The organism is Dolichospermum sp. DET69 (genome assembly GCA_017355425.1).
Taxonomy (GTDB): domain Bacteria; phylum Cyanobacteriota; class Cyanobacteriia; order Cyanobacteriales; family Nostocaceae; genus Dolichospermum.
The window spans coordinates 3,988,253-4,001,229 of record CP070233.1; the positions used below are offsets into that span (position 1 = coordinate 3,988,253).

At 35.6% G+C, this 12,977-nt stretch carries 7 protein-coding genes and 1 pseudogene; 5 read left to right on the forward strand and 3 right to left on the reverse strand.

Annotated elements, in window-relative coordinates:
• Positions 1-227 precede the first annotated feature (227 nt).
• Positions 228-662 carry a hypothetical protein gene (locus EZY12_18210; protein ID QSX66705.1) on the forward strand — a complete coding sequence of 145 codons (435 nt, stop codon included), beginning with the start codon at positions 228-230 and terminating at the stop codon, positions 660-662.
• 243 nt (positions 663-905) lie between these two features.
• A complete protein-coding gene (recF, locus tag EZY12_18215) occupies positions 906-2,021 on the forward strand; it encodes a DNA replication/repair protein RecF (GenBank protein QSX66706.1) in 1,116 nt (371 codons plus the stop codon).
• 58 nt (positions 2,022-2,079) lie between these two features.
• Here the strand turns inward: recF and EZY12_18220 are convergent, their stop codons facing one another.
• A complete protein-coding gene (locus tag EZY12_18220; protein QSX66707.1) occupies positions 2,080-2,538 on the reverse strand; it encodes an MgtC/SapB family protein in 459 nt (152 codons plus the stop codon).
• Positions 2,539-3,353: 815 nt separating this feature from the next.
• Here EZY12_18220 and EZY12_18225 point away from each other — a divergent pair.
• The gene (locus tag EZY12_18225) at positions 3,354-5,660 is read left to right on the forward strand and encodes a phosphoenolpyruvate synthase (GenBank protein ID QSX66708.1); all 2,307 of its coding nucleotides are present in this window, start codon (positions 3,354-3,356) and stop codon (positions 5,658-5,660) included.
• 72 nt (positions 5,661-5,732) lie between these two features.
• Positions 5,733-9,608 carry an Eco57I restriction-modification methylase domain-containing protein gene (locus EZY12_18230; protein ID QSX66709.1) on the forward strand — a complete coding sequence of 1,292 codons (3,876 nt, stop codon included), beginning with the start codon at positions 5,733-5,735 and terminating at the stop codon, positions 9,606-9,608.
• A 66-nt stretch (positions 9,609-9,674) separates the two neighbouring features.
• On the opposite strand, the gene EZY12_18235 is transcribed toward EZY12_18230, so the two are convergent.
• Both EZY12_18235 and EZY12_18240 read right to left on the reverse strand, forming a co-directional pair.
• A complete protein-coding gene (locus tag EZY12_18235; GenBank protein QSX66710.1) occupies positions 9,675-10,841 on the reverse strand; it encodes a hypothetical protein in 1,167 nt (388 codons plus the stop codon).
• A gap of 429 nt (positions 10,842-11,270) precedes the next feature.
• Positions 11,271-11,804 (reverse strand): shikimate kinase, encoded by a 534-nt coding sequence (locus tag EZY12_18240; GenBank protein ID QSX66711.1) that lies wholly within the window; start codon positions 11,802-11,804, stop codon positions 11,271-11,273.
• A 329-nt stretch (positions 11,805-12,133) separates the two neighbouring features.
• Here EZY12_18240 and EZY12_18245 point away from each other — a divergent pair.
• A pseudogene (locus tag EZY12_18245) lies at positions 12,134-12,934 on the forward strand (transposase).
• Positions 12,935-12,977 lie beyond the last annotated feature (43 nt).

The window sequence follows — 12,977 nt, forward strand, 5'->3', positions numbered from 1 at the left end:
AGGGAACAGGCAACTTTCTAACAGAAAAAACTCATGTTTAAGTTTAAAAATATGAGATTGAAATAATGAAACTGTTTTTTTTCGTGCTACGCATCTTTTAAAAACATCTTTTTCTTGACTGAAGCTCTAAACTCAGTAAATGAGTGTTTCTTATCTGTTCCGGTGTTCCCTGTTCCCTGCCTTCACAGATAACTTATTCAGCAAACCCTAATTAGGAGATAGATATCATGGGTGAATCCAAACGGAGAAAACAGCAAGATCCCAACTACGGGAAAGTTAAAAATCCTGTCAAAAATCTTATGAAAGTTTTTTGCCCGTTTTTTGAGGATTACGATAATTTATCTCATCTCGATGGTGATAGTATATCGTTGATGATCGCTAAGGAAGGGTACAAAGAAACGGGTTTGAAAGGAATAATTGTCACAGGGTATCTCGCTGAACATTTATTAAAAGACTATCCTCCCGAATCTGAATTAGTCCAAGCTTTCAAACAGCATGGAAATATTTATGCTACTTCCACATTAGCCTTAGCTTATTTGGAGAATGATATAAATAAAGAGGAAAATCTCAGGAATTTTGATACATACGACCCATTAAATGACTTTATATGTATGAAAAGCGATTCTGAAAAGTACCAAGTAAGTTTGGTAACAGGATCTTAAAAAAATTTTCTCATCTCCCGAAAAATTGCCAAAAGAATCCAGGCGACTGGAAGTCACGGCTACACAGGCAAAACCCACCTGCGTGGGTTTTAAATTTCCCTAGTCCGCGTAGGCGGACTTTGTTTGTATAGCCGTGATTTCTAATCGCCAGTTTATTTCTGCAAAATTGGGATGATCCCAAGAGGTTTCTCATCTCAAGAATAACTTATTATAAAAGTCGGGGATTTTGAATCTTCAGCCATTATGTACTTAAAAACTCTACACCTCAAACAATTTCGGAATTACCAAAACCAAAAAGTTGAATTTACCGCTGCTAAAACAATTTTAGTTGGTAATAATGCTCAAGGAAAATCGAACTTGTTAGAGGCTGTGGAGTTATTGGCAACATTGCGATCGCACCGCATGGCACGCGATCGTGATTTAATTAAGGAAGGTGAATCTACAGCCCAAATTCATGGCACCCTAGACCGGATTCATAGCCATAGCGATTTAACTCTCACCCTCCGTCGTCATTCTCGTCGCAGCGTGGCTATAAATGGCGTTACAGTCCCCAGACAAATGGATTTTCTGGGGGTTCTCAATGCTGTGGAGTTTTCTAGCTTGGATTTAGAATTGGTGCGTGGTAGTCCTGAAATTCGTCGCAACTGGCTAGATACACTCTTAATTCAATTAGAACCAGTTTATGCTCACATTTTGCATCAATATCACCAAATTCTACGCCAACGCAATGCTTTTTTAAAACTTTATGTAAATACACAGAAAAAATCTCTACAATCAGAATTAACTATTTGGGATGCACAATTAGTAACTGCTGGTATAAGGGTAATTATCAGAAGAGATAGAGCTATTAAAAGATTATCCCCCATAGCTTCTGCATGGCACGCTAGTATTAGTGGAGCATCCGAAGTTCTGCAAATCAATTATGCTCCTAATATTCCCTTAGAAAAAACTTCTCCTCAAGAATTACAAACGGCTTTTTTTGCTAAACTACAACAGAGAGAAATTGCAGAATTACATCGAGGGATAACTTTAGTCGGACCACACCGCGATGAAGTAGAATTAATTATTAATCAAACTCCTGCCCGTCAATATGGTTCTCAAGGTCAGCAAAGAACATTAGTTTTAGCTTTGAAATTAGCAGAATTACAATTAATTGAAGAAGTGATTAATGAACCACCTTTACTATTATTAGATGATGTTTTAGCCGAATTAGATCCATCCCGCCAAAATCAATTACTTGATGCTATTAAAGACCGATTTCAAACCTTAATTACTACCACTCATTTGAGTGCTTTTGATGCTCAATGGTTGAAATCTTCCCAGATTTTATATGTAAATGCAGGGAAAATAGATAATTGACAATTGGGTAATCTTCTTCTTCCTTCTGATTAACTAACAACTGACAACTAACAACTGACTAATAAAATTTTTCTAATCTTTTAAAAATGTGTAGAATGATTACAGTTAGAACAGCGCCCATTAATCCCAATTGCCATAAACCGCACCCAGCAGCAATTCCCAAAGCAGCGGATACCCAAATTGCAGCAGCAGAAGTCAAACCATGAATTTCTGGTGATTTTGATGTTTGGGAAGATTCACGCAAAATTTCCCCAGCGCCCAAAAACCCAACTCCAGCCGCAATACCTTGAACTACACGACTAAGAGAATCAGCACTGAGTTCTGTACCACCCACTTGAATAGTGATGAGTGTAAACACAGATGAACCCAAACTTACTAACATATGGGTTCTCAAACCTGCCGGTTTGTTTTTTAGTTGTCGTTCTAAGCCAATTATAGCTCCAATCAATGCAGCGAAACACAGACGAAACCCCGTGTTTAACCAGTCACTGCTGGCAACATAATAAAAGTTTATCAATTTCTGATGGTGTTAAATAATTTGACAGCGGAATTTGTGAAATTAGAAATAAAATTGGGCGTATTGTCTATAGTAACTGCTAATATAATAACAAAAAGTATGTAATAATTATTATTTAACAAGTCAGAATAAATATTGGGAATAATCCAATTTTGTGAAATTTATAAACCATATTACAAGAGCATCCGGTAAGCGTAAAGCTCAGTGTCTTTAGACCTGAGATATAAGCGACTAGTGCGGTAATAAAGCGCATAGAGTCTTTCTTTTCATGAAGATTGGTTGAGGTGCGCGAAGTTTTGTTATCTTTGCTCTCAATGGTGTTATACTGTTCACAACAGGAATGGTAATCAACCTGTATAAAAACCTAACTGCCTAACGGCTTTTCTGTACCTTGACAACTGAAGATATGGGGTTCTATTCCATAGTTCTAGTGACTGCCCTCCGAATAGGTAAAATCTTCATGGGAGCTAGACGACACAGAATTTAAACTCAATCAAAATTTGCAGTAATGCAACTACCTTCGGGCAGAGGGAAAGTTAACGTTTGGGGAGAGAACCACCTCTGGCTTAGATACCGCAAGGGTTCTAAGTTAAGTGGACTCGTTGAACCAAGAATCTCACTGGCTTTAGCCAGTGAGAGTGTCAATAAGAGGATATTTTAAAAGTAATCCGTTGTGATTTTTTACCCCCCTTAATCCCCCCTTGTAAAAGGGGGAAACCGGAAAATCAAGTTCCCTCACCAATACATCGGGGAGGAGGGTTAGGGTGGGGTAAAAAGACTATCAACTCTGTTCCCTGTTCCCTGCTATAAATTGAGTGGATAAACTCTATTGGCTTGACCAAATTAAATTACAAGACCGCGCCAGGGTTGGCGTTCAGGCGTTTTACTTAAGCAAAATTAAACAAAGTGGCTATCCTGTTCTACCGGGTTTTGTCGTAGAGGCAGATGTTTTGCGGCAATTTCTAGAAACTCTCAATAGTTCGGAGTCACTAATTGCTGATTTGCCCCATTCTTCCCTACATTTAGATGTCAATAATTGGCGACAACTTCAACAGGTAGCTGGCCGCTTACGTCAGGAAATTATCTCAGCCACTGTGCCACCTCATTGGGTAAGGACAATTTTTCAAGCAGCGAGACAATGGCAAAGAAGCAGTTTAATTTTGCGTCCGAGTCTGGCAATATCAACTAACCAAGAGATGAAAAATATATCTGGGTTATTAGAGTCGGTATATTGTCCTTGCGAAGAAGAGGAAATAGGCAAAGCTTTAAAATTACTTTGGAGTCAGTTATTCCGGGCTAGAAGTTTACTATATTGGCGGAGTGTGGGTATTAGTCTGCCCACAATTAATTTAGGGGTATTAGTACAACCAGTTAATAATGCGATCGCTTCCGGTATAATCAATACTAAATCATCGGGATGGGATATTGAAGCTACTTGGGGTTTAGGATTAGCAATTACCAACGGTGAAGTATTACCAGATGTTTACTACATAGAACCAAAAACTGGGGTGGTAACAGAACGACAATTGGGTAATAAAATGTTGGCCTATCGTCTTAATCATGACACTGCTTTCTCTGCCCAACAACTACAACCAACATTAGATACTAATTTTTTACTAGCTTATCTTTTGGAAGAATCTCAACAACAAGAATATGCTTTACCAGAAGAATATTTACAAGAATTAATTACTCTGGGGAATCAAGTAGTCGGTGAACTGGGGACAAATTTAACAATGAAATGGACAATTGCCCAAGAATCCTTGTCCACCAAACTCTATATTACAGAAGTCACTGTTCCCCAACCTCTAAACAAGAATGTCCAATTTATTCAAGGTATTGGGGCAGCCAGAGGCAGAATTATTGCTAATACCTATATTCTTAGTTCATCACAAAAACCAATACAAGTTCCCAAAGGAGTAATTCTCATCGCATCAGTGATTACTCCTGATTGCTTACCTTTACTACAAGGAGTTGCTGGCATTATTACAGAACAAGGGGGATTAACTAGCCACGGGGCAATTTTAGCCAGGGAGTTAGGCATTCCTGCGGTTGTGAGTGCCACTGGTGCAACCACTCTTTTACAAACAGGTGAAAAATTATTACTAGATGGGGATAAGGGAGAAGTCTATCGTCTCACAGAAGATGGGGAAAAGTTTTCTAGTGAGGAGATGGAAGGATTAATTAATCAGGAAAAAAACGTTAATTATCAGCCTACTAATCTACCAATAATTGCAACTAAGTTACTCGTAAATTTGAGTCAAGAGCGATTAATTGAACAAGTACAATATTTGCCTGTAGATGGAGTAGGATTATTACGTTCAGAATTGATGATGTTAAATATTCTGGAGGGAAAACATCCTCGAGAATGGATAATAGAAGGCAATCAGGCGGAATTATTAGAGTTATTATCTGAACAAATTAAGCAGTTTGCTCGCGCTTTTTCACCTAGACCTATTTTTTATCGCTCTTTAGATTATCTATCATACAATTTACCATCATTGAGTACAGAGACATCATCAATTCTTGGTGAAAGAGGTGTTTTTAATTATATGAAAAATCCGGCAGTTTTTGAATTGGAATTACAAGCTTTAGCGATAGTTCAAGCATCTGGGTATAGAAATATTAATTTGTTATTACCTTTTGTTCGCAGTGTTGAAGAATTTATCTTTTGTCGTCATAAAGTTGAGCAAGCTGGGTTAACGCAAATATCCCAGTTTCAATTGTGGATAATGGCAGAAGTTCCTAGTGTATTATTTCTCTTACCTGAATATATTAAAGCTGGTGTGGCAGGTATTTCCATAGGCACAAATGATTTAACTCAATTACTATTAGGAATAGATCGAGAACAGGGAAAACTAGGGACAATATTTGATGAAAGTCATCCCGCAGTCATGGCAGCGATCGCTCAATTAATTAAAATGGCTCAATCTGGGGGTATTCCCTGTTCTATCTGTGGTCAAGCCCCGGTGCTTTATCCAGAAATAATTGATCAATTAATTGCATGGGGGATCACTTCTATTTCTGTAGAACCGGAAGCTGTAGAAAGGACTTATCAAGCGATCGCTCGTGCTGAACAACGGTTAATCTTAGCAGCAGCAAGGAAGCAACTAGGGAATTTGTAAATTTTTTTAATGGTTGACAAAAAGTAGAACAAACCAACTATGATAGATCATAATTCATCCACCAGTAGGTAAATGTCACTATCACAATTCCGGCAACATATTACTAATTTAATAACAACAGCAGAACAAATGCTGGGTTCATCTCGTAGTGGGAAACCAGAAGAAAATACAAAAAATAGTCTGATTGTACCTTTTTTAGATGCTCTTGGTTATACCGCAGAATATCGGACATTAGAAGGTGCAATTCGTAGTTTAATTGGTACTACCACGTGGGTAGATTATTTACTCCGTCCTGAAGTGGGAAAACATCCAAAATTGATGTTTGAAGCCAAAAGTTTATGGGATAAAAATATATGGGAAACAAATGCAGTACAAGTTTTAGATTACATCAGAAATTATAGTTTAGATATCGGCACACAAGACCCTGTAGTTTGGATTGTTTTATCTAATTTTCGAGAATGGCACATTTTAAGATTACAGGATAGAAGACCTTTTTGGTCATTTACAATAGATCAACTAAAAAATGATCCTGATCTTGTCAGTAGATTATATACTTGCCTGAGTCGTGAAAATTTATCTAGTAATCGGTTAGAAGCATTTTATAGTGAAAATACTAGGGAAGAATTAGGAACAAAATTTCTCGCAGATTTAAAAATTTGGCGTGTTATTATTGCCAATGGCATTAAAAAATCTCAACCAAATTTAAAAGAAGACAAAATTCGTGAAGCTGCACAAATTATTTTAAATCGTTTTTTATTAATTAGGTTATTAGAAACATTTAGTCGGGAAATGCCATTTAATTATCTTGGTAGAGTTTATTATAACTGGCAACAAATGTTTCCAAATTTGCCATTTATTGAACAATTAAGACAGGCTTTTCGGAGTATATGGGTGGATTATAATACCGAATTATTTCAACCTTCTTGGATTGATGAATTAATGATTGATGTTGAATATTTAGAATCTATCATTGTTATTAATGCAGTGCCACAGGAAGGTATACTTTATGCCATTACAGGAACATTAGCTAATTACCGCTCAATTTATAACTATGATTTTACAACTTTAACACAGGATATATTAGGGACAGCTTATGAACAATTTCTCGCTCATCAATTGATTGTTGTTAACGATGTTATCCAAATCTTAGAAAATCAAAAAACTCGCAAAAAAGAAGGGATTTTTTATACTCCTAACTATATAGTTCAGAGGATTGTTAATCAAACTTTACAGCCATTAGTTAAACCTAAAATTGATCAAGCTATTCAATTACTAGAAATAGGTGAATTACAACAAGCATACATAGTAGCAAAATCAGTCTTAGAAATTACAGTTCTTGATCCTGCTTGTGGTTCAGGTTCATTTTTATTAGGTGCATTTGATTATTTATTAACAGAAATTAAACGTTATAATCAAGCTTGTCAAACAACTAAAATTCCCGATAACTTTGATTTATTTACTCATGTATCAGTACAATCAATTATTAATCCTGAAGAACAAATTCTAGTAAAAATGCTGCATGGAGTAGATCGAGATCCCCAAGCAGTATTATTAGCAAAATTATCACTATGGACAAGATTATTACGTGCGCGTCCAGGAGAATATGGTAGACGCAATGGTTCTATCTATTCTCACTTACCAGCACTGACTTTAAATATTCGCGTGGGAGATAGCTTAATTCATAGTCCTGCTAATTTAGCACCTTTTTCTGAGCAATTATCAATAGTCGCAGATTTAGCTAAAATTGCTAGAGATACTAGCCAAACTGAAATCGAAATAAATCAAGCAGTTAGCAATTTAGAGACTGAAATTGCAGTAATTAATCAAGAAATAAATGCTGTTTTAACTGCTTTTTTTGCTAGTGATGAAAGTATCAATTCTGTAGTTTATTTAATTAAAAATAGAGAAGCTGAAGCAGAAGAAATAGAACTAATTCGAGAATTAATTACAGAAGATACTAATATTGAAAAAACCTTAGAAAATTGGACATCTGCTGAATTAGCAAGAGTTAAGTCTGAATTGATGAGTTTAGCTACTGCTCAAGAAGAAGTGATTATAAAACGTCCATTTAATTGGGAGGTTGAGTTTTCGCATATTTTTGATCCAAGATTACCACAATCAGAAAGAGGCTTTTGTGTGATCATCGGTAATCCTCCTTATTTTAATGTTGACTCAACCTTTGGTAGAGGTGCATTAGAATTGAAATGGTTAAAATATGCTTATTCTGATATTTACACCGATAAGACTGATATTCTATTTTATTTCTTCCGTCAAGGGTGGGAGATTTTAAAAGAAGATGGTTATTTAAGTTTTATCATTTCTCGCGCCTTTATTCAAGGTGATAAATCTAGAAGTTTACGAGACTTTATTTGTAAAAACACGAAAATAATTAATATTATTGATTTCTTAGGTTATCAAGTCTTTAAAGCGGGAATTGCTACCTGCATTCTTGAATTTCAAAGAAAAACTCCCCAACCAGAAGATACTTTTACGGCTTTTTATGTATTAGATATTGATGCTGTTAAAGAAAATTTTGTAAGTGATGATTGTTCTTTAAGTTTAACCCAAGGTGTAACTCAGGTAGATATTACACAAGCTAACTTAAATGATCATCGTTGGCAAATATCTCCATATAATGAAATTTTTGCAATCATTGATTCTCAAGGTATAAAACTAAGAGAAATGGATTCTGTACATTATACAGAAGGTATCACTACAGGACGTGATGCTATATTTGAAGGAGAATTTATAAACAAGTTTCCAGATAATTATTACTTACAACGAGTTTCTATTTCTTCTATTATTTCCTATGGTTGTGAACCACCAGAAACACAAATTTTATATTATACTCATCAAACTGAATGGGAAGAATTGCCTCTATCTGTACAAAAATATTTACAGCAAAATCAGTTGGAATTAGAAAATAGAGATGTTTACAAAAATAAAACCAGTCATTATCAATGGTTTCATCTTCATCGTCCACGCTATGGGATGAGAGATGCAAAAATTCTATTTCCTCGTAGAGCTAATGCTAATAAATTTTTTATTGATGAATATGGAATTTTTGGTTTCAAAAGTGATGTGGCTGCTTATGTAAAAGGTGAAAATATTGATGTTAATATTCTTTTTTGTATTTGTTCTTTACTCAACTCCAAAGTTTTAGAGTTTCGCTATCGTGCATTGGGTGGAATTGGAAAACTAACGGGAAAAGGAATGTTTGAGTATTTTGAAAATCAAGTTGGTGATTTACCAATTCCCCAATTTAATGAAGAAAATAATTCTGACTATCAAGAGTTAGCTAGGTTAAGTCGAGAAGCTCATGATATTTGGCAAAGTCGCTATCAAATTGTCACAACTTACCAGTCTAAAACTTCCGCGATTCCTCATAAAGAAGTATCATTAAATGAATATCATAAATTATCTAGTGATTATGCTGTTGATATTGAATGGGAAAGTCCCAATGCAAATCAAGAAGGACATTTACTAGAATTAAGGATTGAACCAAATACAAATGGATATGCTATTTGGGGAGAAGTGACTGATGACGAAGATTGGCAAGAAGGGGATAGGAAATGGATAGAAATAGCTAATGTTAAGATTCGTAACCCTCATCTACGGAGATATATGTTAGCAAGATTAATTTATTTAACTGAATTTGATTCATCTTTCCGTCGTAAAAGAAAATTATCAAGCGAAATAGGAAACTTAGTTAATATTACTTTTGATGTTCTGAAAGTAAATAGATATGATCAAGATAGATTTAGTAATCTTCGTGCTTTAGAAGTAATTGAAAAAAGAGTTGAGCAAGAAGTTGGTAGATCAGACTTAGAAACAGTTTTACTCAGACAAACTGAAATTAAAAATCAAATTGATCAAATTGCCTATCGGCTTTATCAAGTAGAGGATTATATAGATATTATTAAGCAAGCTTTAAAAGTTGTGTTGTAACTTCAATTATAGATACCTAAATTCTCTAAGAAATCAGGTATCTGGGTATGAAGTTTTTGTAGATACTTAATATCTACAAATAGCTGCTACTTTAACTCCACTAGGCATTGCTTCTGGTTCAAGAGTATAAACTTTACCACCATTTAAAATGGTATGAATCACCGCAAAATCTAACATATCTTCATCATCTGGTTCTGCTTCTGGATGTAAATCAACTGTAGAGTTCTCTAAATCAAATTTACCCCAAATATGTTGTTTTATAGGCACAAATAAAGTATCAATCCTTTGATAATAAGCATCTGGAATAATTGCTTTGATATCATTGGCAACCTTGCTACTTTCTTCCCCAGCCAATTGCAAATAAATAGCCATTAAATCTCGATATTCTTGTTGAAATAAAGGGGCAACAATTTCCCAGGCTGCATGATTTAATTCTTCTGTTTTTAGTGTTTCTGCATTGCCAGAAATACCAGTTTCTTGTAAATATGGATAAGTATTAGCCTGGCGGTAAATTGGTAATAAATATTCCACTCCTGCTAATATTAAAGGTGCTTTTTTACCTCGCAATTTTTCACGTAATGCACTATCAACAGCATAACAAAATTGTAAAATATCTTCTTCATGTTTCTCCCGATCTGGACTACCTTGTCCATGCACAGAACCAGGATGTTGAGCAGCAGAAGTTGCACCTCTAGCTATGCCAATTCGGTGCTGTACGCCTTTTTGAAATTCATCTTCTAGGAGAATTTCAGCCAGATTATGAGGCATATTTTCTACTTCTACCTCATGAAGTTGGTAGCGCGTACCTGAGTAAAATTTGACATTCTTTTGACTTAAAGCCAAAATATAGAATTTTCCATCATTATTAATCAGATTTAGTAAGGGTTTGATATGAAAATTCTTGCCAACAACCACTAATTGGGGAAAAGAAATTGGTAAACAATAGTAACGAAATAGATTTGGGGAAGTAAAAATTACTAATCCCTGAACCTGATTTTCCCAAAAATCAGTGTTGTCTAATTCCATGACTGGTTGCAGCAAATTTACAGTCTCAGCATGGCGTAAACCGAGTTCATCTAAACGACTTTCAGCTTCTCGAATTAAATTTTTAAACCGAATCGGATTTTGCCGAGTATCTCCCCCTATTTTTTCCATAGGTAGATAGAGAGAAACACATGGATACTGAGAATTTTGGACTAAATTTTTGAGTTCATCAAGAGCCAATATAGTCATATATTTTATCCACAGCGAGGATAACTAGAGAATATAGATTCAATTCAACTCTTAATATGGCAATTCTGCATCTTTCTTTTGACAAGAAATTACCCGCTTTCTATGCCTTTTTGTAGATAGAATCATCAACAAATACGGTTGAGTTAAGTCTTGAACTCTTTTTTTAACTGACAGCAGAGGACACAGAGAAAAGAAACTATTTCACTTGAACTATAGCAATAGTATTTGAATTTTGAAAACTTTAAGTATTTGTAATCTTTGTAGGGTGTGTTAGGCATAGCCGTAACGCACCCTAGGTTAGATAAGTGGTGCATTAGGCTGGCGCTAACGCACCCTACGGACATTTTGAAAATCAAATATTAGTCCTACATAGTAAAAATCACCGCAAATATTGGTAATTTTCCCTTTTCCATTGACAAAAAGAAAGAATTATGGCGTTTTGAGAATACTGGGAATTGTGGCTAAGATGCGTGTGGCAATTTCTTCTGGTGTTTCAGCGGCGTTAATAGTAATATGTAAGTCAGCTTGGGAGTACATGGGTTGACGTTGTTCTAAAAGCGATCGCAATTTACTTTCAGGATCATCTTGCAAAAGCGGTCTTGTATCATCTTCCGCTAACCGCTGTAATATTATTTGTACTGGAACATCTAACCAAACTATTAAACCATGATGGAGATAACTCCAATTATGCTGCTGCATGATAATACCCCCACCAGTAGCTATAACCAATTTAGTATAGGCACAAACTTGAGCTAAAACATCACTCTCCAATTGCCGAAACTCCGCTTCACCATTTTCAGCAAATATTTCATTAATAGATTTACCTGCGGCTTTGACTATGACTTCATCTGTATCTACAAATCTATAACCAATTTCCTCTGCTAGTAACTTTCCTATTGTTGTCTTACCAACTCCCATCATGCCAACTAAATAGAGGTTAACGCCTTTTAATACATTAATCACCAGTATTTTTCTCCTGCAAAATTATTAATTATAAGGGAAATGCCGAAAACCCTTGAAGATGTAGCTGACTTAGGAAGCTACATCTGTGCTTTAGACAAGGGATAAAGGCTAGGTGCAGGATTTATCCTGCATTGACACCGGATCTGGCAGACTGTCTATCCAATCTTCTATTAGTCTTGTTACAGAATATTCTTTTTGTTCGGCTAATAACTTTAGTTTATGGGATCTGCGCGGTGTCGTTCTAATTCTTATATATTCAGTCTTCATCTTGTCTCCTATCTGTTTCCTATCTATGTTATATTATAAACAGGTCGAAAGGAAACAAAGTAATGATAGTCTTAGAGTCCAAAATTAAAGGTAAACAGCCTCAATATAACGCGATAGACGATGCAATTCGGACTACCCAATTCGTTCGGAATAAAGCAATTAGGTATTGGATGGATGCACCGCGTGAGCTAAAAATTGATAAGTTTGCTCTTAATAAATACTCTACTGAACTTCGGAAGGAATTTCCCTTTACTGCTGAGTTAAACTCAATGGCTGTACAATCAGCCGCAGAAAGGGCTTGGTCTGCCATATCAAGGTTTTACGACAACTGTAAATCTAATAAATCTGGCAAAAAAGGATTCCCTCAATTTCAGAAAGATTGCCGTTCCGTTGAATATAAAACATCGGGATGGAAGCTACACAAAACCAAGCGGCGTATCACCTTTACCGACAAAAAAGGGATTGGTGAACTCAAATTATTAGGTAAATGGGATATTCAATCCTACGAACTTAAAGACATTAAACGAGTGCGCTTAATCCGTCGTGCAGATGGATATTATGCTCAGTTTTGTATCGGCATTGATGTTGTAGATATTCAACCGAGAACGGGTGTGGACATAGGTTTAGACGTTGGTATTGAGTCATTTTACACTGACTCTAACGGGCATCACGAACCTAACCCTAAGTTTTTGAGAAAGGCTGAAAAATCAATTAAGCATTCTCAAAGACGGATTTACAAAAAGCGGAAAGGTTCTAGTGGTAGAAAAAAAGCTAGAAAACTTTACGCTAAAAAACACTTAAAAGTAAGTAGGCAACGTATAGAACACGCTAAGAGAATAGCGCGTTGCGTAGTCAAATCTAACGCAAGAGGTGCTATAATAAATGTATTGATTTTGTTTACTGCTG

What these genes read in the sequence shown, in the direction of transcription:
- EZY12_18235 (QSX66710.1), bottom strand. Translation starts at nt 10,841, where the DNA reads ATGACTATATTGGCTCTTGATGAACTCAAAAATTTAGTCCAAAATTCT.
- EZY12_18210 (QSX66705.1), top strand. Translation starts at nt 228, where the DNA reads ATGGGTGAATCCAAACGGAGAAAACAGCAAGATCCCAACTACGGGAAA.
- recF (QSX66706.1), top strand. Translation starts at nt 906, where the DNA reads ATGTACTTAAAAACTCTACACCTCAAACAATTTCGGAATTACCAAAAC.
- EZY12_18230 (QSX66709.1), top strand. Translation starts at nt 5,733, where the DNA reads ATGTCACTATCACAATTCCGGCAACATATTACTAATTTAATAACAACA.